Origin of the sequence: Ameyamaea chiangmaiensis, from assembly GCF_013376175.1 — a bacterium.
Taxonomy (GTDB): domain Bacteria; phylum Pseudomonadota; class Alphaproteobacteria; order Acetobacterales; family Acetobacteraceae; genus Ameyamaea; species Ameyamaea chiangmaiensis.
The window spans coordinates 1-22,738 of sequence record NZ_JABXXR010000034.1 but is presented as its reverse complement, the minus strand read 5'-3'; the positions used below and the strand labels follow the sequence as shown (position 1 = coordinate 22,738).

At 65.0% G+C, this 22,738-nt stretch carries 20 protein-coding genes and 1 pseudogene; 8 read left to right on the top strand and 13 right to left on the bottom strand.

What is annotated here, in order from left to right; all coding sequences use genetic code 11:
- Positions 1–237, bottom strand: a 237-nt coding sequence (locus HUK82_RS06810; protein WP_176613247.1) for a GntR family transcriptional regulator, incomplete at its 3' end; no start/stop codon positions are given.
- Positions 238–335: 98 nt separating this feature from the next.
- Between HUK82_RS06810 and HUK82_RS06805 the strand changes: the two genes are divergently transcribed.
- Positions 336–1,022, top strand: coding sequence for a pyridoxamine 5'-phosphate oxidase family protein (locus HUK82_RS06805; RefSeq protein ID WP_176613246.1), 687 nt, complete (start codon positions 336–338; stop codon positions 1,020–1,022).
- 73 nt (positions 1,023–1,095) lie between these two features.
- The gene (locus tag HUK82_RS06800) at positions 1,096–1,857 is read left to right on the top strand and encodes a DUF2076 domain-containing protein (protein ID WP_176613245.1); all 762 of its coding nucleotides are present in this window, start codon (positions 1,096–1,098) and stop codon (positions 1,855–1,857) included.
- A 624-nt stretch (positions 1,858–2,481) separates the two neighbouring features.
- Here HUK82_RS06800 and HUK82_RS06795 read toward each other — a convergent pair.
- Both HUK82_RS06795 and HUK82_RS06790 read right to left on the bottom strand, forming a co-directional pair.
- Positions 2,482–2,703, bottom strand: coding sequence for a hypervirulence associated TUDOR domain-containing protein (locus HUK82_RS06795; RefSeq protein WP_176613244.1), 222 nt, complete (start codon positions 2,701–2,703; stop codon positions 2,482–2,484).
- A gap of 90 nt (positions 2,704–2,793) precedes the next feature.
- A complete protein-coding gene (locus HUK82_RS06790; protein WP_176613243.1) occupies positions 2,794–3,279 on the bottom strand; it encodes a GAF domain-containing protein in 486 nt (161 codons plus the stop codon).
- A 156-nt stretch (positions 3,280–3,435) separates the two neighbouring features.
- Between HUK82_RS06790 and HUK82_RS06785 the strand changes: the two genes are divergently transcribed.
- Genes HUK82_RS06785 through HUK82_RS06775 form a run of 3 tightly spaced genes read left to right on the top strand, consistent with a single transcriptional unit; the run spans position 3,436 to position 5,905 of the window.
- Positions 3,436–4,296 carry an SDR family oxidoreductase gene (locus HUK82_RS06785; protein WP_176613242.1) on the top strand — a complete coding sequence of 287 codons (861 nt, stop codon included), beginning with the start codon at positions 3,436–3,438 and terminating at the stop codon, positions 4,294–4,296.
- The gene (locus HUK82_RS06780) at positions 4,289–5,554 is read left to right on the top strand and encodes an AGE family epimerase/isomerase (protein ID WP_176613241.1); all 1,266 of its coding nucleotides are present in this window, start codon (positions 4,289–4,291) and stop codon (positions 5,552–5,554) included. The genes HUK82_RS06785 and HUK82_RS06780 overlap by 8 nt, the downstream gene beginning before the upstream one ends.
- A 57-nt stretch (positions 5,555–5,611) precedes the next feature.
- Complete coding sequence (locus tag HUK82_RS06775) at positions 5,612–5,905, top strand: putative quinol monooxygenase (protein ID WP_176613240.1); 294 nt, start codon at positions 5,612–5,614, stop codon at positions 5,903–5,905.
- Between the two features lie 7 nt (positions 5,906–5,912).
- Here HUK82_RS06775 and HUK82_RS06770 read toward each other — a convergent pair whose 3' ends face one another.
- Genes HUK82_RS06770 through HUK82_RS06745 form a run of 6 tightly spaced genes read right to left on the bottom strand, consistent with a single transcriptional unit; the run spans position 5,913 to position 14,933 of the window.
- Positions 5,913–7,346, bottom strand: coding sequence for an amidase (locus HUK82_RS06770; RefSeq protein WP_176613239.1), 1,434 nt, complete (start codon positions 7,344–7,346; stop codon positions 5,913–5,915).
- Positions 7,343–8,515 (bottom strand): amidohydrolase, encoded by a 1,173-nt coding sequence (locus HUK82_RS06765; RefSeq protein ID WP_176613238.1) that lies wholly within the window; start codon positions 8,513–8,515, stop codon positions 7,343–7,345. Before HUK82_RS06765 ends, HUK82_RS06770 begins: the two co-directional genes overlap by 4 nt.
- A gap of 37 nt (positions 8,516–8,552) precedes the next feature.
- Positions 8,553–9,986 (bottom strand): amidohydrolase, encoded by a 1,434-nt coding sequence (locus HUK82_RS06760; RefSeq protein WP_176613237.1) that lies wholly within the window; start codon positions 9,984–9,986, stop codon positions 8,553–8,555.
- Between the two features lie 23 nt (positions 9,987–10,009).
- Positions 10,010–11,179, bottom strand: coding sequence for a M20 aminoacylase family protein (locus HUK82_RS06755; RefSeq protein WP_176613236.1), 1,170 nt, complete (start codon positions 11,177–11,179; stop codon positions 10,010–10,012).
- A gap of 26 nt (positions 11,180–11,205) precedes the next feature.
- On the bottom strand, positions 11,206–12,540 hold the full coding sequence (locus HUK82_RS06750; RefSeq protein ID WP_176613235.1) for an MFS transporter: 1,335 nt from the start codon (positions 12,538–12,540) through the stop codon (positions 11,206–11,208).
- Between the two features lie 38 nt (positions 12,541–12,578).
- Positions 12,579–14,933: a TonB-dependent receptor gene (locus HUK82_RS06745; RefSeq protein WP_176613234.1), complete on the bottom strand. Its 2,355-nt coding sequence runs from the start codon at positions 14,931–14,933 to the stop codon at positions 12,579–12,581.
- A gap of 225 nt (positions 14,934–15,158) precedes the next feature.
- On the opposite strand from HUK82_RS06745, the gene HUK82_RS06740 reads away from it, so the two are divergent.
- Positions 15,159–16,118 carry a LysR family transcriptional regulator gene (locus HUK82_RS06740; RefSeq protein WP_176613233.1) on the top strand — a complete coding sequence of 320 codons (960 nt, stop codon included), beginning with the start codon at positions 15,159–15,161 and terminating at the stop codon, positions 16,116–16,118.
- 35 nt (positions 16,119–16,153) lie between these two features.
- Here HUK82_RS06740 and HUK82_RS06735 read toward each other — a convergent pair whose 3' ends face one another.
- The 4 genes from HUK82_RS06735 to HUK82_RS06720 are packed head-to-tail and all read right to left on the bottom strand — an operon-like array spanning position 16,154 to position 20,429.
- Positions 16,154–17,314 (bottom strand): ABC transporter ATP-binding protein, encoded by a 1,161-nt coding sequence (locus HUK82_RS06735; RefSeq protein ID WP_176613232.1) that lies wholly within the window; start codon positions 17,312–17,314, stop codon positions 16,154–16,156.
- 33 nt (positions 17,315–17,347) lie between these two features.
- Positions 17,348–18,178 carry a carbohydrate ABC transporter permease gene (locus tag HUK82_RS06730; protein ID WP_176613231.1) on the bottom strand — a complete coding sequence of 277 codons (831 nt, stop codon included), beginning with the start codon at positions 18,176–18,178 and terminating at the stop codon, positions 17,348–17,350.
- Position 18,179: 1 nt separating this feature from the next.
- Positions 18,180–19,085, bottom strand: a complete 906-nt coding sequence (locus tag HUK82_RS06725) for a carbohydrate ABC transporter permease (RefSeq protein ID WP_176613230.1) — start codon at positions 19,083–19,085, stop codon at positions 18,180–18,182.
- Positions 19,086–19,097: 12 nt separating this feature from the next.
- Entirely contained in the window at positions 19,098–20,429 is a 1,332-nt protein-coding gene (locus HUK82_RS06720; protein WP_176613229.1) for an ABC transporter substrate-binding protein, read from the bottom strand.
- 202 nt (positions 20,430–20,631) lie between these two features.
- On the opposite strand from HUK82_RS06720, the gene HUK82_RS06715 reads away from it, so the two are divergent.
- Together HUK82_RS06715 and HUK82_RS06710 are read left to right on the top strand one after the other, a co-directional pair.
- Positions 20,632–22,236, top strand: a complete 1,605-nt coding sequence (locus tag HUK82_RS06715) for a S10 family peptidase (RefSeq protein ID WP_264802241.1) — start codon at positions 20,632–20,634, stop codon at positions 22,234–22,236.
- A pseudogene (locus HUK82_RS06710) lies at positions 22,236–22,738 on the top strand (DUF4131 domain-containing protein); the annotation flags it as partial. The gene HUK82_RS06715 and the pseudogene HUK82_RS06710, both read left to right, overlap by 1 nt.

Here is a 22,738-nt window from a genome sequence, read left to right as displayed (position 1 = left end):
CGTCGGCGCGCCGGGTGCGGTGTCGAGGAAACCTTCGGCGCGCAGATGATCGTAGGCCAGCACAACCGTGGACCGCGCCACGCCAAGCGCCTGCGCCAGCCCGCGCGTGGAGCCGAGGCGCTGTCCGGGCACGAGTTGTCCCTGCAGGATGCGTTCGCGCACCGCGCGGCTGATCTGGCCTTCCAGATCGCCGGCGGCGCGGTCAAGCTTGATCCAGGTGACGGGGGCGTCGCTCATAAGGGCATCAAACTGGACTGGCCGGATTTGCACAAGTGGACGTTCAGGCAAGACCGGATGACCACGATGCTGTGTGGGTGATCAAGGAGCTGCCGACCATGTCCGACCCAACCCCTTCCGCTGTTTTGTCCGACGCGTTTCCGGTCACCGGGCGGTCGCGTCTGCGCCGGGCCCATCAGCGCGGCTCGCACGAGCACGCGGACGTCTATGCGCTGCTGGACACCGCGCCGATGTGCCACGTCGGCTATGTGATCGACGGCCAGGCCTACGTGACGCCGACGCTGCACTGGCGCGTCGGTAATCATGTGTACTGGCACGGGTCATCGGCCAGCCGTTTTCTACGGCAGGCGCAGGGGACGCAGGTGTGCCTTACGGTCGCGATGCTCGACGGTTATGTCATGGCGCGGTCGGCGTTCAATCATTCGGTGAATTTCCGCTCGGCCATGGTGTTCGGGCGCGCCTTTGTCGTCGAGGACGACGCGGCCAAGACCGAGCATCTGCGCGACATGGTCGAGGGCCTGTTCCCCGGACGATGGGAGACGCTGCGCCCGATGACGGCGCAGGAACTCAAGGCCACGGCGGTGCTGGGCATGGCCATCGACGAAGCCAGCGCGAAGGTCCGCTCCGGCCCACCCGGCGACGGGGATGAGGCCGACGTGCCGGTCTGGGCGGGCGAACTGCCGGTCTCGCTGACGTTCGGGACACCACGGGCCGCACCGGAAATGCCCGCGGACGTCGCGCTGCCGCCGGGTCTGGCGGACTGGATCGGCACCCGTCGGTTCTGAGGGGCGGGGGCTTGCGCAATGGCGCGGCCCGCGCCACATCTTGGGCTCCCATAGCCGGACATGGAGCCCAGGGATGAACAACGAGGAACGCGACCTGATCGCCAATTTCGTGGCCCGCGCCAGCGGTGCACCGCAGCCGGGCGGTTTCGGCAGCGTGCCCGCCACCGCGCCGAGCCTGCCGCCGATCGACCCCGAGGCCGACCGGTTCATCGGCGAGAACTTCCAGCGCTATCCCGAGGCCCGGTACCGGATCACCCAGATGGCGGTCGTGCAGGAAGCCGCCCTGGCCGCCGCTCAGAACCGTATCAAGCAGCTGGAATGGCAGTTGCAGCAGGCCCAGACCGCCCTTCAGCAGTCCCAGCAGCAGCCCCGTGGCGCTGGTGGCGGCGGCTTTTTGGGCGGCCTGTTCGGCGGCGGCCAGCGCGCGCAGACGCAGAGCCCGCCTCCGGGCTGGGGTCAGCAGCCGCAATACGCGGCCCCGCCGCCGCAACCGACCTATCCGCAGGGCATGAACGGCGGCATGTTCCCGCAACGCGGCTCGGGTTTTCTTGGCTCTGCTCTGACCACGGCGGCCGGTGTCGCCGGTGGCATGATGGCGGCCAACGCGATCGAGGGTCTGTTCAGTGGCCATCATGACGCAGGCGGGTGGGGCGGTGCCCCGGGCGAGACGATCATCAACAACAACTATGGCGATGCCGCCGGCGGTGGCGATCCGTTCGCCGGCGGTGGTGGCGGTGTCGATCAGGGCTTCGATGCCAATTCGTTCGGTGACGGCGGCGGCGGTTTCGATGGCGGCGGCTTCGACGGCGGCGGCTTCGACGACAACAGCTTCTGACCTCGTTGCCTCGTGACGAAGAAAACGGCCCGGTCACTCCGGGCCGTTTTTGTAGCAGGGCATGTCGTCCGTAAAGTCCGAGGATGGCAGGGCCGAGTCCGATTTCGGCGCTTCCGAATGGCTGCTCTTCACCCCGGCGTTCGCCCGACGTCGGCGGGTGGCGGATGCGCACCGCAGGGATGAAACGCCCCGATACCCGAACGGCGGATCAGAACCTGAGTCATGCCCTTCCTGAACTGAACGCAAAGGCACGCCGGCAGGCGACCCGGGACGTCTGGACAAATCCGGGCAGGAACGTCAGCGAACTTCCTACATCTGGCCTCCTTCACCTCCGCTCATGCCGGTCAGTGCTGGGAGATCGAAGAGTGGGAGAGCGTATCCGCTCGACTGGCCCTACGATGGACGAGCGGCTCGCGGAACGGGTCCGGGAGCGACCGGGCGCGTGGCTTTGGGTGCATCGCCGGTGGTAGGCGGCGACAGTCGGTCTTTCCGTGATATGAAAGAATTCCGTCGCAGTACACGACCCGGCTGTTTCGTTCGTCGCCAATGGTAAAGTCGACGGACCCGTTCACCCGGCAGAATGCGGTCTCCCGGGGTGGTCTTCGTAAAAAAGGACGACAGGGATCAGGGTTTTTTCGGTGAAGACCGGCGAAGCGCGTTCGGCTTATGCGCGGCGCGCTTGCCGCTTTCCGTCTCGACGATCACCTCGGGATTATCTGGCGATGCGGCGACCTTGTGCCTCTTGATCGTCGTGGGAGAGGTAATGGTCTTCACCACGTGTCCCTTGGCGTCTCCACCGGGGCTTTTCCAGATGACGGCATCACCCGTCTTCAGTGTCCTGGCCATGGGTTCCTTCCTGTTCGCGATCGTGTGTCGTCCGCACGTAACGCGACGGAGCCGTGCGGGTGGCAGCCTTGGGCGTCACGAACGGGTGCGTCAGGCGTGTGACGCAGCGGTTGCCAGGCGTGCCGCCAAAGACCGGACGATGCCCTCCAGCATCTGACGGTCGTCAGCCGAGAAGCGGCTGCGGGACGGGCTGTCGATATCCAGAACGCCGAAAACGCTGCCCCCGACCATGATCGGTACGACGATCTCGGACGCCGATGCGGCGTCGCAGGCGATGTGGCCCGGAAAAGCATGCACGTCGTCGACCACGAGGGTCTGGCATTGTCCGGCGGCGGTCCCGCACACACCGCGACCCACCGGAATGCGGGTGCAGGCCAGACGGCCCTGAAACGGGCCGAGAACCAGTGTGTCGCCACGCAGGATGTAGAAGCCCGCCCAGTTGATGTCCGGAAGGGCCTCGAACAGGACGGCGGCGATGTTGGCCATGTTCGCGATGGCGTCCGGCTCATCGGCCAGAAGTGCGTCGACCGTCTCGGGCAGGTCGTCCGGGGTCAGGCGGCCTTCGGGGGCGCTCATGGGAATCCTCCGTGCAATGGAAAGGCTGTTGTCTGCGCCTGCTGCACGTGCGGCGCAAGGCATGGGGCGATCGGCAAGCGGCGGACCTGGGAACCCTGCGCGTGGTCGCCCGCTATGAGACATGACCTACCACACCAGTATCGGCGGAGTGTTCGCATGTCTCTTGAAATCCCCCCCCAGGCGCAGTCCCATCAACCCGGTGTCGAGTCCGCGATGCGACCCGCCGCCGTGCATATCCGTCCCGAGTATAAGGGAAGTGGCAAGCTCGCGGGCAAGAAGGCGCTGGTGACGGGCGGTGACAGCGGGATCGGGCGCGCCGCCGCGCTGCACTTCGCACGGGAGGGTGCTGATGTCGCCATCATCTATCTCGATGATCATGATGACGCGCAGGAGACCGTGCGCCTGATCGAGGCGGAGGGACGAAAGGGTCTCGCGCTGTCCGGCACTGTGGCGTCGAGCCAGTTCTGCAACGACGCGGTGGCCCAAACCGTCGAGACGCTGGGTGGTCTGGATGTCGTGGTCAACAATGCCGGCGTTCAGTATGTCAGTTTCGACCTGACCGACATCACCGATGAGGTCTGGCAGCATCATATGGACGTGAACATCAACGGATATTTCTACATCACGCGTGCGGCCCTCAAATTTCTGAAGCAGGGTGCGGCGATTATCTGCACCTCCTCGATCAACGCATTCGCCGGAAACGACGCGCTGGTGGCCTACAGCACGACCAAGGCAGCCGAAATGGGCTTTACCCGCTCGCTCGCCCTGCAGCTTGCAGACAAGGGGATCCGGGTGAATGCCGTCGCCCCCGGGCCTGTCTGGACGCCCCTGCAACCGGCGAGCTGGGGTCTGGTCGATCAGCAGGCAGTGGCCGATCTGGGCAAGGACACACCGATGGGCCGCTGTGGCGAGCCATGGGAACTGGGGCCGGCCTATGTCTATCTCGCGTCGGTCGATTCCAGCTTCGTGACCGGCCAGACGCTGCATGTGAACGGCGGGAAGGTCGTCAATGCCTGAGTCACTGCCATCGCTGATGCTGACCGAGGCCAGCTGGCTGCGCGCCCCGGCGCATCTCCGGTGGCTGGATCATCAGGGTCTGCGGCTTCTGGATTTTTCCAAGGCGTCGCGGCTGACGACCGGATTCGGCCCCCTGGACCATGATGGCCGGCAGCCCCCGGACGCGCAGCCCGACACGACGCTGACGGCCCGCATGACCCATGTCTACGCGATTGCCGGCCTGCGCGGTCTTCCAGGGTGCCTGCCGCTGGCCGAGCATGGTGTCTACGCCTTGCTCAACACGCTGCAGGATGCCCGCAACGGGGGCTGGTTCGGTGGCCTCACAGACGGGAAACCGTCTGGAGAGCAGGCGCGAAAACAGAACTATCTCCATGCGTTCATCGCGCTTGCGGCATCCTCGGCGGTCGTGGCAGCCGTTCCCGCGGCCGACCAGCTTCTGGAACGAGCCGCTAACGTATGGGCCGCCCGGTTCTGGAGCGAAAGCGAGGGCGTGTTTCGGGAAAGCTTCGACGCGGACTGGTCCGATGAGGAGGACTATCGCGGCGCCAATTCGAACATGCACTCGGTCGAAGCGTGCATGGCGCTGGCCGACGTGACCGGCGATGCCGTCTGGCGCCGTCGCGCCCTGCGCGTGGTCGAACGCTTCATTCACACGTATGCGCGGGCCTCCGAATATAAGCTTCATGAACATTACGACCGTTCATGGACATGCCTTGCGGACTACAATCGTGACGAGCCGACGCACCCGCTTCGGCCTTATGGGATGACGCCGGGGCATTTCCTGGAATGGTCGCATCTTCTGCTGCAGCTCGAAGCGGCGTTGTTGCGGACGGAAGGAAGTGCGCCCTCGTGGTTGCTGGAGGACAGCATCGGCCTGTTCGACAGCGGCATCTCCGCCGGCTGGGCGCGAAATGGCACGCCGGGGGTGCTGTACACGGTTGACGAAAATCTCGTGCCGGTCGTGGAAAACCGTCCGCACTGGTGCCAGGCCGAGACACTGATCGCGGCCGCGGCCCTGCTGAAACGCACCGGGCACCCACGCTATGAAACATGGTACCGGACGCTTTGGAATTACATCGACCTGCACATGATCGATCGTCGTCGTGGCGGCTGGATACAGGAAGTCGATGCCGACAACCAGCCATCGGCCGTGATCTATCCGGACAAGTCGGATCTGTATCACGCCTGGCAGTCGACGCTCGCGCCGCTCGTACCGCTGGCGCCCAGCTTTGCCTCTGCCGTGCGTGAACTGGGCTGATCGGCTAGGGTGCCCATCCCGGGTATAGACCCGCCTCGAACACAGGACACGTTGACTATGGAAAAAGCCCTCTACGCCACCATGCGCGCTCTCCCCGGTCAGGAGGAGGCTGTGGCCGAACTTCTGCGCGTCCTAACGCCTCAGGTGCAGGCCGAGCCCGGTAATCTGCGCTTTGTCGTCTATCGCCTGTCTGACGACCCTGCGTCGTTCCATGTCGAGGAAACGTATCGCGATGAAGCCGCTTTCCAGACCCATATCGGCATGGAGCACGGGAAGGCGTTCAACGCGGCGATCACCACACTCGTGGAAGGTGGTGCATCCAACGTTGTCTTTCTGACGCCCGTCGTCTGACGTGCCTCTACGGATCGGGCGGGCGTGTCTGTCCGATCCACGGCGACGCCTGCTCGTAAGCCTGCGCCAGCCTCAGCACTGCCAGATCGGCATGGTGCGGCGCAATCAGTTGCAGGCCCATAGGCAGACGATGCGCTCCACCGAAGCCAGCCGGTACGGCAAGCGCGGGGCAACCGCTGAGGGAGACGGCAAACGTGGCCTCCATCCAGCGATGATAGGTGTCGAGAGCCGTCCCGGCGATGTCTGTCGGCCATGCCAGCCCGACGTCGAACGGGAAAAGCTGTGCGGTCGGCAGTGCAAGGTAATCCACCTGTTCGAACAGGGTCAGAAATGCATGCGCGACCCGGGTGCGCCCCACCGTGGCGCGATAAAGGTCCTGACCCGTCTGGGACAGGCTGCCTTCGATCTCCCACACCGACTGCGGTGACAGCGTGCGGCGGGTGTCCGGATTGTCATAGAGTGCGCGCAGACCGTTTCCGACCGACCAGTGGCGGATCCCCAGCCACGTCTCCCAGATCTCGTCCCGTGGGAGGGGAAACGTCACCGGTTCGACATGGGCGCCTAGCGACGTGAACGTCGCGAGCGCCGCCTCGCACACCGACAACACCCCCTCTTCCATCGGCAGGCCGCCCATGGTGCCCAGCCACCCGATCCGGATTCCTCCGATGTCGCGGTCCAGGGGGGCGAAGAAACTGGCCGGGTCATCCCGCAGGGAGAGCGGCGCGCGCGGGTCGTAGCCGGCCTGAACGCTGAGCAGCAACGCCAGATCGGGCACCGTGCGCGCCATCGGGCCCTCATACCCCATCTGTGAAAAAAACACGTCTGGCGACGGCAGTTTCGGTACGCGTCCGCTGGTGGGTCGAAAGCCGAACACGTTGTTCCAGCCAGCGGGATTGCGCAGCGAACCGCCGAAGTCGCTGCCATCGGCCAAGGGAGCCATCCGTGCCGCCAGGGCCACGGCCGCGCCGCCGCTGCTGCCGCCGGCGGACCGGCCGAGGTCATAGGGGTTGCGCGTCGGTCCGAAGACGGGGTTGGTGGTGTGCGACCCAAGCCCGAACTCGGGCACGTTGGTCTTGCCGGTGACAATCGCGCCTGCCCCGCGCACGCGGGCCACGGCCAGCCCGTCCTCGGCGGGAATCTGGTGTGCCAGTGCGGCGGCGCCCATCGTGGTGGGAATGCCCTGCGTGGGGGCTAGATCCTTGATCGCGATGGGAAACCCGTGCAGCGGACCGCGAAACGCGCCGCGCGCCGCGTCCGCATCGCACTGATCGGCCGCGCGCAGAAGACCATCGCGCGGCACACGGGAGACGATCGCGTTCAGGGCCGGATTCACACGATCGATCCGGTCGAGATAGGCTTCCATGACCTCGCGGGCCGAAACCTGACGGGCATGCAGGGCATCGCGCAGGGCTGTCGCGGTCCAGTCGGTGATCGTGTTCATGCGGCGATCGTGCCGCGCGGCAGCGAGCGTTCCACCAGCTCGACCAGAAGAGCCGAGCCATAGGGCGTGGCGGCGTCGTTGAAATCATAGGCCGGGTGATGCAGGCCGGCGCTGTCGCCATTGCCGACACGGATGAAGGCCCCGGGCACCTGTTCGAGCATGAAGGCGAAATCTTCCGATCCCATCACGGGGGGTGCGTCCGCATCCACCGCGCCGGCGCCGACGATGGCGGACGCCGCGTCGGCCGCGAACGCGCTCAGGGCGGGTGTATTGACCAGTGGTGCGAACATTTCGCCAAAAGTGACGCTTGCCGTGGTGCCGAAGCCTTCGGCGATACGGCACGTCATCTCTTCCAGACGCGCCCGCACGAGAGCGAGTGTTTCGCGTTTCATGCAGCGAAACGTGCCCCCGAACGAGGCGGTTTGCGGGATCACGTTGTGGGCGTTCCCGGCGCCGAGTTTGGTGATGCTCACGACAACCGGATCGTCTGGCGCGATGCTGCGCGAGACGATGGACTGCAGGGCGGACACCACCTGGCAGACGGCAGGCACGGGGTCGATGCCCGCTTCGGGCCGCGCTGCGTGGGCGCCGCGTCCCGTCAGCGTCACGTCGAAAAAGCCGCCCCCGGCCATCGCCGGTCCGGGCGTCATGCGATACTGGCCCACGGCCATGCCCGGCTGGTTATGAAGACCGTAGATCGTGTCGCAGGGAAACCGGTCGAATAGGCCGTCGCGCAGCATGGCGAGCGCACCGCCGCACCCTTCCTCGCCCGGCTGGAAGATGAACGTGACGGTGCCGTTGAACGCACGCGTCTGCGCCAGATGATGGGCGGCGGCCAGCAGCATCGTCGTATGGCCGTCGTGCCCGCACGCATGCATCAGGCCCGGCGTCGTGCTGCTCCAGGCCGCGCCGGAGGCTTCATGGATCGGCAACGCGTCCATGTCCGCGCGCAGCCCGATGCTGCCGCTGCCGTTCCCGGCGCGCAGCACGCCGACGACGCCCGTCCCTCCAACCCCGGCGTGCACGTCGATCCCCCAGGAGGCGAGCTGTTCGGCCACGAGTGCCGCGGTCCGGTGTTCGACAAGTCCCAGTTCAGGGTGCGCATGGATGTCGCGTCGAAGGGAGGCGAAGTCGTCGGCGCGCTGCATCAGCGCGGGCAGGGCGGACATGGGCAGGCTCCGTCTGGGTTGGTCCTGTCGCGACGGGTCAGGCAGCGCGGCCGGGCATCGGGACCAGCGGGGGATCGACATCGTCGGGGATCGGGCTGATGTAGGGGCAGGCCGCGATCTTGTCCGCGTGTTCGCGTTTGGCGCGGGCGAGAAGGGTTTCGTCCTTCAGCACGTCGATGGCCGTGCCGGCCATCACCTTGGCGACATGGACCATGCCCTTATGCGCCAGGGGCGCCTTGCCCTGTGCCGTCAGTTGCCACGAATGGAACGGCGTGCCGATCGCGCAGGTCGCGCCGAACGCCTGCACGGTGGGCACCACCCAGCTGACATCGCCGACATCGGTCGAACCCATCATGGAGCGAAAATTGTCGGCCCGGTAGGCCAGGATCGCATCGCAGAGCGGCTTGTCCATATCGACCGGCAGATTGGCCGCCTTGTAGGGCGAGGCTATTTCGTCCGGGGTCAACGTTGCCTGGATCTGGCGGGCGAAGGCGCGATCGGCCTCGTCGAACTGCGGGGGGCCGAGACGCTCGAAATTGGCCTGCATCGCCATCTCCAGCGTGGTGTTGCCCAGCAGGTTCGCCATGCCGCTGATCACCTGGCTGGTGACGCTCGTCTCGGTCATCAGCGCGGCACCTTCGGCAATCGTGCGCACGCGCACGCCGAGTTTCAGCATCTCGTCCAGTTCGGTCGCACGCACGGTATAGCGGATCACGGTGCGCGCCTGCACCACGTTCGGCGCCACACCGCCCGCGTCCTGATAGGCATAGTGCACGCGCGAGGACGACAACATGTGCTCGCGCATGTAGTTTACGCCGATGTTCATCAGCTCCGCCGCGTCGAGCGCGGAGCGTCCCAGATGGGGCGCGGCCGCCGCGTGGGCGGCGCGTCCGGTGAAGGTGAAGTCGATGCGCTGGTTGGCCAGCGACGCGGCTGGGAACACACCGGCGAAATGGGCCGGGTGCCACGTGATCGCGATGTCGACATCTTTGAACACCCCGGCACGGACCATGAATCCCTTGCCCGCGCCGCCTTCTTCGGCGGGACAGCCATAGTAGCGCACGCGGCCCGGCGTGCCGGTCTCCGCCAGCCAGTCCTTGACAGCCGTGGCGGCCAGAAGGGCGGCCGAACCCAGAAGGTTATGTCCGCATCCGTGCCCGTTCCCATCGCCCGGCACAGGTGTGTGACTGGTCTTTCCCGCTTCCTGGCTCAGGCCTGGCAGGGCGTCATACTCGCCCAGAAACGCAATGACGGGCCCACCCTCGCCGGCTTCGCCCATTACGGCGGTCGGCAGGCCCGCAATGTCCGTGGTGATGCGGAAACCCTGCGCGGCGAGCGCGTCCTTGTGCAGGGCGCAGGAGGTAAATTCGCCGTAGTTCAGTTCCGGAACCTCCCAGACCGCGTCACTCAGCATGATCATCGGGTCGGCCTTGCGCTCGACGAACGGCCAGATGGTGTCCTGATTGTCCATGTCGGTGATCTCCGGGAACGGGGTTAGTCGTGGGCCATGCGTGGAAGGCTGCGCTCGACCAGCCGGGCATAGAGCGCTGCGCCATAGGGCGTCGTCTCGTCGTTGAAGTTGTAGCGCGGATGGTGCGGGGCAGCCCCTTGTCCACCCCCGGCCAGGATATACGCACCGGGGGTTTTCTCCAGCATGAAGCTGAAATCTTCCGATCCCATGACGGCTTCGGCATGACGATCGACGTTGGCCTCCCCCACCAGTTCGGCGGCCGTGTCGGCATAGGCCGTGGTGTGCACGGGGTCGTTCACGGTCGGCGCGAAGATCAGGCGGAAATCAAGGCTGGCGCGCGCGCCGAACCCTTCGGCAATGTTGGTGGCCGTCCGTTCGAGCAGATCGCGGATGCGGGTCATGATCGCGGAGTCAAAGCACCGCACCGTGCCGCCGAGTGTCGCGGTGTCGGGAATGATGTTGTAGGCGTCACCGCCGGTCATCTTCGTGATACTGAGAACGGCGACGTCCGAGTGGGGGAGGTTGCGGGAGACGATTGTCTGCAAGGCCGTGATCAGGTGACCGGCGACCAGCACCGGATCAATGCTGTCTTCGGGACGAGCGCCGTGCGCGCCCTTACCCTTGATGGTGATGTCGAAAAAGGCCCCGCCCGCCATGGCCGCCCCCGGGCGGATGGCGAACTGTCCGACCGGTAGTCCCGGGCGGTTGTGCATGCCGAACAGTGCGTCGCAGGGAAAACGCTCCAGCAGACCGTCCTCCAGCATGGCCAGCGCGCCGCCAACACCTTCCTCGCCGGGTTGAAAAATGAAATTCACCGTGCCGTCGAACGAACGTGTCTCCGCGAGATAGCGCGCGGCGGCCAGCAGCATCGTCGTGTGGCCGTCGTGCCCACAGGCATGCATCAGGCCCGGCTTGGTGCTGCGATAGCTGACCGTGTTGTCCTCCTGCATCGGCAGGGCGTCCATGTCCGCGCGCAGCCCGATCGAGCCCGCCCCGTTGCCGGAGCGCAGGACGCCGACCACGCCGGTCCGACCGATGCCGCGATGCACCTCGATCCCCCACTCCGTCAGCTTGTCGGCGACGATACCGGCGGTGCGGTGTTCCTCCAGTCCTAGTTCGGGGTGGGCGTGAAGGTCATGGCGGATGGCATCGAACTCGGCGCGGTGGCGCGTCATGAAATCGAAAGCGGACATCGGGTTCCTCATGAAGGGGCTGCGGTTCAGGCCTCGGAAAGATAGGGCTCGGCGTGGTCGTCGGAGTGGGAGGGCTGTTTTGCGCGGTGCAGCAGTACCAGCAGGGCCAGTGGTGCGATCGGTGCGACGCAGGCCCCGACATAGCCGGGCACCAGCGGGTCACTGGTGACGGCGATGAGCCAGGTGACGAAAGGTTGTGTCGCCCCACCGAAGATGGAGACCGCCAGGGAGTAGATCAGTCCGAACACGAACGTGCGGCGCGAGGCCGGGATGGCCCGCAGCATGAGATCGTAGCTGGTTGCCGAGACAAGCCCGGTCAGCATGTTCGCAACCAGATTGAGCACGATCTGGCTGGCCAGACCCGGGGCATGCACGGAGTAGTAGTATGCCGGAAGGATCAGAAGGCAATATGCAGCATAGGCGCCCACGATGACCCGGCGTGGGGCCATGAGACGATGGAGTGCGATGCCGACGATGATCGAGCCGATGCCCGCCGCAAGGCCGATCGCCATGGCGGCCATGCCGATCGCCGGCGACAGATGCAGCACCGAAATCGCATAGCTGGCGCCGAACGTGCGGAGATAAGTGGTGACGGTGCCGGTCAGAATAACGCCGAAGGCCATGGCGACAACGACGGGCGAGACCCGTTCCTGCGGATGACCGGCGGCGGGCTGCTGGTGGGGCAGGACGCCGGTTATGGCGATGCGGCGAAAGAACAGCCCGACCGGCACAATGGAAAGGCCGAGCACGAACGGCACCCGCCAGCCCCAGCTGTAGAGCTGGTCATGTGTCAGAACCGACGAGAGGATAAACCCGACGGCAACCGCGACAAGTCCGGCTGCGAATTGCGTCAGTGCCTGAGCGGAGGCGAAGGCACCCGCGTCGTGTTTGCCACCCAGTGCGTAAAGGAAATCCGTCGCTGGACCGACCTCGCCGCCATCGGAGAAGCCATGCAGCAGGCGGGACAGGAGGATGAGGACGGGGGCGGCGATCCCGATCTGGGCATAGGTAGGTGTCACGACCAGCAGCGCGGACCCTACCGCCATCATCAGGAACGTCACCATCAGGGTCTTGCTGACCCCGGCCCGTGTCGCATACAGCCCCATGACGAAGGCGCCCACCGGCCGCGCCGCAAAACCCGCGGCAAACGTGATCAGGGCCGCCAGCAACTGCATCAGCGGATTATGCACGGGAAAGAAGGCCTGCCCGATCATCGGCGCGAAAAAGGCATACGCCATGAAATTGTAGAATTCGAGGAAATTGCCGACGCTGGCCGCCGCGGCCTGCACCTTGCGGCTGATCGCGACGGGTATCACGCGTTCGCGCAGGCTTTGTCCGAAGGTCAGGATCTGATCGGGCATCGGTGTGGTCCTCATGGCGGCACGGGTGTGGATGGCGGTCAGAATGTCACGCTCAGTCGCCCCCCGATGAAGCGCGGTGCACCGGGGATCCAGAAGTATGTCGTCGTGGCCTGCCCTCCGGCCACGAAATATTGCCGGTTCAGAAGGTTCTGCGCGTAGATCGTCGCGGACCAGCGGTCGCTGAGCGGATGAAACGTCATGTGCGCCCCCATCAGGAAATAGGCGGGCAGGCGATAGGAGCCGAGGCCCCCGGCGACAAGGGCCTGCGACCCACGGTACATCCAGTCGAGCCCGGTTTCCAGTTCGTAATGACGCAACGGGTTGAAACGGTAATCCGCCGTGCCGTTGAGAGTCAGTTTGGGAATGCCGGAGTCGACGCCGCCGAAATCGGTGTAGACCGCCTGCCAGACGCCGTGCGCCGTATAATAGGCGTTGGTCGCGGTCGAATTGAGCGCCATGAATTTCTGATATTTGCCCCGTTCGTAACCGAAATTCTGCGTCACATAGACATGCGGCAGCGGATGGATCGCGGCGCTGAACTCAATGCCCCAGATCTCGGACTTGGGAATATTGACGAACATGCCCAGCGGGCCATAACTCGGCACCAGATACGAACTGATATATTGCTGCCCGTGGTAGTCGTAATAGAACGCCGCGGCGTTGAGGCGGAATACGTTGGGGATGATATCGCTCTTGAAGCCGGCTTCGTACGACAGGACGGTTTCGGGTCCAAAGGGCGTCAACTGCGCCTGCACTACGGTGTTGTTGCCGGTAAAACCGCCGGGTTTGAAGCCTTTGGCCATCTTGTAGTAAAACATGAGATTGGACAGTGCCTGCCATTGAATGCCCAGTGTGCCGGCAAACTGGTTGGCGGAGGCACCCTCGTTCGTGAAATTCAGATCGTTGATGCCGAAATGGACGGTGCGTAGACCCAACAGTTGCCGGTCGTCGGCTTCGTGGTTGATGCCACCGAACAGTGTAATATGATACGGCAGGCGATAGGACACATGGGCATACTGATTGAATGTCTGCTGGTTTTGTCGGAACGACGTTTCGGACAGATAGCCGCGCAGCGGGACATAGGCGGTAAAGTCGAAATAGAACTGTTGCGACATGCGCACGCGATTGTAGGTCATGCCCACCACCCATTGCAGCGGTTGGCCATGATCTTTTGAGGTCAGGTTCAGTTCCTGTGTGAAGGAGTTGGCGACGATGTTGCGATACTGGTCGCCGCTGGCATAGGTCGTGCCGTCCTGGTCGGTGTATTCGCCTTCGCGTTCCGTCTCGTAGGCGCTGATGCTGCGCAGGGTAGCGAATCCGAAATCATGCGCCATATTCAGATCAAAGCCCCAGAACGTATTGTGTTCGGAGGGCTTCGTGTCGGCGGAACGACCGATCAGATGTGCAAATTGCGGGCGAAGGTCCCAGTTCGCCTGCTGATAGCCCAGCGTGGGAATCTTTTGCGAGGCCAGGAAATTGATCACCGGCTTGCCGACGACCACCCCGGAATCGTCCTGCAGCCAGTGTCCGGTCAGCTGGATCGTCGTGCGTGCCGTTGGCGTCCAGCGCAGCTTGGCACGCAGTGCCCAGGAATCGGCGTCGCCCAGCGACGTGTGATTGGCCGGGCTTGTCTGCCAGCCGCCCCCGTGAATCGTCTCGCCCGCGATGCGAAAGGACAGCGTGTCGGTTAGCGGACCCGAAATATAGGCGTCCGAGCGGCTGCGCGCATAGCTGGCGATGTCTTGTGTCGCTCCGGCGTGCCACGTGCGTGTTGGGTCGGCGGTATGGATATTGACGTCGCCGCCCGTGTCGGCAAGTCCGTGCGTCGTACCGGTCACGCCGGGCTGGATATCGACAGTGTCGATATCGAACATCATGCCAGCGGCCATGGTGCTCAGCGGAAACGGAACACCATCGATATAGGTCATGACAGACGACGTGTTGTTCTGCGTGTAATCGCTGAAGCCGATGCCGCGAATGTAGAAGTTCGTGCTTGCCGTGCCCAACAGGCTCTGGATCGTGACGTTGGGTGCGAGGTTCTGCAAGCCCGTCAGGCCCACGACGTTATGCCGTGCCAGTGTGGCCGCCGTGATGCGGGTCGCGGAGTCCGCAACATGTTGCGCCCCACTGAAATGGAAGGCGCGCCGTGCGGCATTGACGGTCATGTCCTCGCCGACGGGTGTGGGGCGTGAGGGGGTGGCCGCGCGCTGCCTGGCGGGCGTGACGGAACGCGGGGTCGATGCACGGTGGGGGGGCTGAGGGGTGGCTGCGGCGGTCGCGTCCAACGGACACCCCAGCAGGGCTGGCAGAACGACCGCGGCGGCCGTGCGCCCCTGCCATGACAGGCGTGTCGCCTGACGTCGTCGTACGGAAGACCGAGGCGTCAGTCCCATCAAGCGCACTCCCTTCTGTTCGGTCGGTGGTGTCGTGTGGTTATAAAACGTCTTTTATAAAACGTGGATGTATCCGGACGACATGCCCCGTTCCCGGCTTTCTTGTGGGGGGACGCGGGGCGGTGTGCCTATATTATCAACAGATCGAAACGAATGGCCTAAGGAAATCTTGTTGCGGAACGTCAACCATATGGTTGATGACACGGTGACGGGGGAGGGCACGGCATGGGCGCGACACGCAGGCACGTCGATTTCAGGCGGCAGCTCAAGCTGCGACATGTGACGCTGCTGGATGTGCTCGATACGACGCGCAGCATGCGTGAAACCGCGCGTCGTCTGGGTATTTCGACCGCCGCTGTCTCGAAGGGTTGCATCGAAATCGAAACGATTATCGGTGCCCAGCTGTTTGACCGTGTGGGTGGGGTGCTGGTGCCCACGCATCTCTGTGCGCGGGTGGTGACCGCGTGTCGTCGGATCGACGCGGAGCTTCTCGCACTGGACGAGGACCTGACCCACCTGGAAGAAAGCCTGCGCGGGACGGTCTCGATCGGTTTTCAGGCGCCGGCCCTGCACACGTTCCTGCCGCGCTGGTGCGCGACCATCAAACAGACGCACCCTTATCTTACGCTCAAGTGCCACTATGGCATGCGGCTCGATCTGCTGGACGATCTTGAGACCAATCGTCTCGATCTGATCCTGATCGACCTTCTGGAGATCGAGGGACGCGCGAGACTGGCGCACGAGTCGCTATGTTCGGAATTCTGCATCGTGCGGGACGGTCCCGTGGATCGGCGCTTTTCGGAGGTTCTCGAACACTGGCACCTGTATGAAAGCCGTGTCTGGCTGCTGCCGGTCCGTGGCATGGCGATGCGCGAGCGGTTCGATCTTATGCTGGCCGCGCGGGGGCTGCGCGCGCCCGACAAGGTGGTCGAATTCAACTCGCCGATCGGCACGCTCGATATCGCCGACGCAACCGACGGTCTGGTATTCGCCCCTGCCTCGATGAGCGAATCACCGCACCGGACCGCGCTGGCACCGGAGGCAGCCCTGGCACACGGAGAGATGATCATGACGCTGGGTGTCGTCTGGGCACACGACACCCGCATGACGCCATCGGCGCGGTTTGTGTTCGAGACGATACTGGCCGACAGGCCGCGATCGGTCTGGGAGCCGGACCTGTCCTGACGGCCGGGGTGCGGGCCCCGCCGTCAGGCCTGTTGTCAGGCGTGGAAGTGTTCGGTCTGCGCGGCCGGGATGTCGCTGCCGCCGCCGCTGTGCGACGGGCCGAGCGGGCGCGGGGCCACATGCGGCAGGGCGTCCCCGTCGGCGCGGAAAAGATGCGCGCTGTCGGTCGGCAGGGCCAGGCGGACATGGGCGCCGACGTCCGTGGTGTCGCTGCCAGCCGTCTGGACGACCAGCATCGTGCCATCGTCGGATTTGACGTGCAGGATCGTCAGCGAACCCAGCCGTTCGGACAGTGTCACGACACCGCCCAGCGTGCCCTCGGAGACATGCAGAAGGTGTTCGGGACGAATGCCCAGGGTGACACCATCACCCGCAGTCACACCGTCGGGGCGGACGGGGATGACAAAGGTCTGGCCGAGGGCCGACACCGTCACCGAGTCCGCCGCCACCTGAAGGACGCGGGCCTCGAGCAGGTTCATCTTCGGCGCTCCGATGAAACCCGCGACGAACAGGTTGGCCGGCCGGTGATAAAGCTCCAGCGGGGCGCCGACCTGCTCCACGTTGCCCGCGCGCAGGACCACGATCTTGTCGGCCATGGTCATGGCCTCGATCTGGTCGTGGGTGACGTAGATCGTCGTGGCGCCCAGCTTGCGATGCAGGCTGGTCAGTTCGACGCGCATCTGCCCGCGCAGCGCGGCGTCGAGGTTGGACAGCGGTTCGTCGAACAGAAACACCTTGGGGTTGCGCACGATGGCGCGCCCGATGGCCACGCGCTGGCGCTGGCCGCCGGACAGTTGGCCGGGCTTGTGCTTCAGCCATGGCTCGAGCTGAAGGATGCGGGCGGCGTCCATCACCTTGCTGTGGCGTTCGTCCTTGGCGACCGATGCCAGCTTGAGCGCGAAGCCCATGTTGTCCTCGACCGTCATGTGCGGGTAGAGCGCGTAGGACTGGAACACCATCGCCAGCCCGCGTTCGGCGGGCTGCTGTTCGTTGGCGCGCACCCCGTCGATCAGCAGATCGCCTGAGGTGATGTCTTCCAGTCCCGCGATCATGCGCAGCAGCGTGGACTTGCCGCACCCCGAGGGGCCGACGAACACAACGAATTCGCGATTCTCGACGGTCAGGCTGACGCCTTTGATCGTCTCGTTGCCGCCGGCATAGGTCTTGCGGACATTCTGAAGGGTAACGTTAGCCATGGGCGGATTTCCTGTCGGACGGGCGGGGGCGGCTCATTTCACGGCACCGAAGGTCAGGCCACGGACGAGCTGCTTCTGGCTCAGCCAGCCGAAGACCAGGATCGGGGCCACGGCCAGTGTGGAGGCGGCCGACAGTTTGCCGAAAAACAGCCCTTCCGGAGATGAAAAGGACGCGATGAACGACGGCAGCGGCGCCGCGTTCGAGGACGTAAGGTTAAGTGACCAGAACGATTCGTTCCAGCTCAGGATCAGCGACAGAAGCGCGGTCGACGCGACGCCGGGAAGGCTGAGCGGCAGCAGCACATGCCAGACCTCGCCCAGACGGGTCGCGCCATCCATGCGCCCAGCCTCCAGGATCTCGCGCGGGACTTCCTTGAAAAACGTGAACAGCATCCACACCGTGATCGGCAGGTTCATCAGGACATAGACGATGACCAGCCCCGTGCGCGTGTCCAGAAGTCCGGCGTTGCGCGCCAGGATGTAGATCGGCACCAGAACGCCCACGGGCGGCAGCATCTTGGTCGACAGCATCCACAACAGCGTGCCGCGCGTACGCTTGGTCGGTGAAAACGCCATGGCGTAAGCGCAGGGAACCGAGAACAGCAACGCCACGATTGTGCCCAGCACGGAAATCACGATCGAGTTGATCGCAAAATGCCAGTAATTCGCGCGCTCGAAGACCTCATGATAGCTGGCCAGCGTGGGGTGGAAGAAGAATTTGGGTGGCGTGGAGACCGCGTCGATCTCGCTCTTGAACCCCGTCATCGCCATCCATAGGATGGGGAAGAAGACCCAGAGCGCGACACCCCAACCGATGATGGTCAGCGCCGCGCGCGACAGCGCGGCCTTGCGTGCTGGTGTCATGTCAGGTCTCCAGATTGCGCGCGACGGAGCGCACAAGGAAGGCGGCAACGATGTTGGCGATGATGATGGCAATCACGCCCCCCGCCGACCCGCCGCCCACGTCGAACTGCAGCAACGCACGCGAATAGATCAGGAAGGCCAGGTTCGTGGTGGCGACGCCGGGGCCGCCCGCGGTGGTGACGGTGATTTCGGCGAACACGGTCAGCAGGAAGATCGTCTCGATCATCACCACGACGGTAATCGCGCGGCGCAGATGCGGGATGATGATGTAGAAGAAGCGGGCAACCGGGCCCGCGCCGTCCATGCGCGCGGCCTCTTTCTGTTCGCCGTCCAGGGACTGGATGGCGGTCAGCAGGATCAGCACGGCGAACGGCAACCATTCCCATGAGACGATCAGCGTCAGGGTGAACAGCGGATAATGCGACATCCAGTCGATCGGCGTCAGACCCACCATGCGCATCATGTTGGAATAGACACCATAGATCGGATGCAGCATCAGGTTCTTCCACAGCAGCGCGGCCACTGTGGGCATGATGAAGAACGGCGAGATCACCAGCACGCGCGCAATGGAACGTCCTGGAAAGGCCTGATCATACAGAACGGCGAGCAACGTTCCGAAGCCGACCGTGATGACCAGAACGCCGATGACCAGAAACGCCGTGTTGGCCAGGGACGACCAGAAATCAGGGTCGGACAGAAGGTAGGTGTAATTGTCGAACTTTGCGAAACCGTGCTGGGTCGGATCGACGAGGTTGTAGTTCTGGAACGAATACCACAGCGTCATGATCAATGGCACGGTCGCCCATGCCGCCAGGATCAGCACCGACGGGCCAACGAGGGCCAGCGTACCCCGCCGCCGCGCGGACTGGCGCGGCGGGGCAGGAGCGGCAAGGGTGGAGGCGCTCATGCCCAACGATCCTTAGTGCAGAAGGCCGGACTGACGCATGACGCGGGTCACTGCCCGGTCGGACGACGACAGCATCGAGTCCACGGTTTGCGAGGTGGTCAGCAGCGCCGCAACGGACTGCCCGACCTGCGTTCCGATGGCCTGGAACTGCGGAATGTCGGCAAACTGCGCGCCGGTGTAGGCCCGCGGTGCCTTGGTCTGACCGTCCGGGTTGGAGTGTTCGATCGCGTCACGCACGAAGCCCGCGAACGGGGCGGCCTTCTGATAGTCCGGGTTCGCGTAGGTCGAGTTTCGCGTGCCCGCCGGTGCGGCGACCCAGCCATTGGACTTGGCCACCAGATCGACATAGGCCTTGGACGTCGCCCACGTGATGAAGGTCGTCGCATCGTCGACGTTTTTCGACGAGGCCGGGATCGCCAGACTCCAGATCCACAGCCAGCTCGGCGCATTGGCGAACGTGCCGCTCGGTGCCGCGGTGAAGCCCACCTTGTCGGCGACTTGCGACTGCTTCGGATCGAACAGCAGCCCGCCCGCCACGGTCGAATCCACCCAGATCCCGCAATGTCCGCTGGCGAACAGGGCCAGATTCTCATTGAAGCCGTTCGAGGCGGCGCCCGGAGGGCCGTCCTTCTTCATCACGTCGACATACCAGGTCAGGGCCGCTTTCCACTCCGGCGTATCGAGTGTCGGCTTCCAGGACGCGTCGAACCACTGGCCACCAAAGGCATGCACGGTCGCGGTCAGGAACGCCATGTTCTCGCCCCAGCCCGGCTTGCCGCGCAGGCAGATGCCATAGACCTGGTTCGTCTTGTCGGTGATCTTGTCGGCGTACTCCGCGAGCTGCGCATAGGTCGGGTGCGCGGGCATGGTAATCCCGGCCTTGGTGAACAGGTCCTTGCGGTAATACGTCATGTCGCTTTCGGCGTAGAACGGCAGCGCGTACAGTGCGCCGTCGACCGTCAGGTCCTTGCGTACCGTCGGCAGCAGGTCGTCAACGTCGTAGGCGGCGTCAGGCTTGACGGGGGCGAGCCATTTCTGTTTCGCCCACAGCGGCACTTCGTAGTTGCCGATGGTCAGAACATCGAACTGGCCGGCCTTGGTGGCGATGTCGGTGGTGACGCGCTGGCGCAGCACGTTCTCTTCCAGCACCACCCATTTCAGGTGGATGTCGGGATGCTGTTTCTCGAATTCCGACGACAGTTTCTGCATGATGACCATGTCGCCGTTGTTGACGGTCGCGATGGTCAGCGTGCCGGCCGCGTGCGCGGCGGACAACGGCAACAGCCCGGCACAAGCCAGAAGGGCGCAGCGGAGTGACGATTTGAAACGGGACGTACGTGGCATGAAGGTGCCGGCTCCCACAGTTTATTGTTCTTGTTGACCCTTCGAGAGGGCGTTACACGAGCGTGCGCGTACCGGGCCCACCGGTCAAGCAGCCCTTTTCGCCCATCGGGGCCTCGCGGTCGGTCGACGGCGTGCCACGGGTGATCGAAGGCCCCGCAGTCGCGCGATTTTGAAGTGTCGCTCAGCTGGAGGTGATCCTATCGTGCGTGCCCCGTCCATCATGCCGCGACCGTCTACGATCCTGGCTCGCTTCCTGTGTGCGGCCGCGCTGGTGTGCGCGCCGTGTGGATCGCCGTCGATGGCGGCTGCAGCGCCAGCGCCAGCGGTTCCGGCGGCACCCGCGCCCACACCCGACACGCCGACGTCGCTTCTGCCGGCGGACAGCATCACGCACCATACGCTTGTCCTGCATGGGCGCCATATCGCCTACACCGCGCAGGCCGGCACGCTGACCCTGCGGGACGAGGCGGGGAAGCCCGCGGCCAAGATGTTTTACGTCGCCTACCGGTGCGACGCGATCGACGGGCATGGCGGGGCATCGTGCCTTGGCACGGACGGACGACGGCCGGTCTCGTTCTTCTTCAACGGCGGGCCCGGCGCGGGAACGGCGTTCCTGAATCTGGGGGCGGCGGGGCCGGCCGTGCTCGACTTTCCCACCGCCGACCCGACCGACGGCGGCGGGGCGCGCCTGCGTGACAATCCGGACAGCTGGCTCGGCGCGACCGACATGGTGTTTCTCGACGCGGTGGGCACCGGATACAGCCGCGCGCTTGATGACAAGACCGCGCCCAAGGCGTTTTACGGCGTGAAACAGGACGCGGCGGCCTTCGCCAAGGCGATCGCGTTGTGGGTCGCGCAGAATGGGCGCGCGGGCTCACCGCACTATCTGGTGGGCGAGAGTTACGGCGGCATCCGGTCGATGCAGGTTGCGTGGGCCCTTCAGACCCAGCAGAGCCTGATCCCCGACGGCATCGTCATGATTTCGCCGGCTATCGAGATGGGGTTGCTCGACGTGACCGACAATCCGCTGGGTGCGGCGCTGTCGTTGCCTGGCCTGATCAACGCGCAGCTTGAGCGCGAGCATCGGCTGAGCCCGGCGTCGATCAACGAGGGTTACGACTTCGCGCTCGGCCCATACCTGTCGACGCTCGCGGCGTCGATCCCGACCGGCGAGAAAGCGGGCGCGTTCTATGCCGATATCGCGCGCCGGACGGGGCTTCCGGTCGCCACGGTGACGAAGCTGCGCGGCGTACTCGACGTCAGTGCGCATGACGTGCGCAGCCGCGACGGACGTCTGTACAGCACGTATGACGCGACGCAGTCGATCGCCGATCCCTATCCGGAGGGCGTCGATAACGCCGACAGCCCCGACCCCGTCCTGTGGGGCTATGGTCGCGCCTATGGCGCGGCGTTCGCGGGTTACGCGGCCGACACGCTGGGGTTCAGGACCGACCTGACCTACGACCTTCTGAACCTCAAGGTAAACGGCGCGTGGGACTACCGCGACGGTGAGGGTGGGCTGGAGGCGCGTCAGATCCCGCTGCTGCGCAAGTTGCTGGCGCTCGATCCCGGTCTGCATGTGTTCGTCGCCAACGGTCTGTTCGACATGTCGTGCCCGTTCGCGAGCACGCGCTGGATGATCGCCCACCTGCCTGTCGGGGCCGACCGGGTGGGCGCGTACCTCTATGCGGGCGGTCATATGTTGTACAGCCGACCGGACAGCCGGGCCGCCCTGACCCGGGATGTTGCCGCGTTCATGGCGCCGGCGTCGGACGGCGACGCGCATCCACATCCCACGCACGGGTGATGGTCGCAGCGCTGCTCGGGGCCGAACAGCGCCGGCTGCCGCTCTGGTGGCCGGTCTGGGTCGGCTTGGGCGCGGCCGTATATTTTGCCCTGCCTGCCGAGCCGGGCCTGTGGCTGCCGTGTGGGATCGGCGCGGTCGGGTGTGTGGCGATGCTGGTGCCGAACCGGCCAATGGTGCGCTGGCTCGGCGCGTTCCTTCTGGCCTTCGGACTGGGGTTTGGCGCGTCGATGTCGGCGACGCGCTCGGCTCCGCCGATGCCGGCGCTGCCGCGTCGCGCGGTCGTTGTGTCGGGCCGCGTGGCCGCGATTGATCTCCTGCCCGGGCACGACGACGCGGTCACCGCACGCCGGATCACCCTGGCGGACCCGGTGTTCGAGAGTGGTATCGATGTCGGCATGGCGCCGCTGCGCAGGCACCTTCAGATCCGTCTGGCCTCGGGTGATACGACGATGCTGGCCCCCGGCACGCGCGTTCGGCTGCGCGCCCTGCTGCGGCCGGTGCC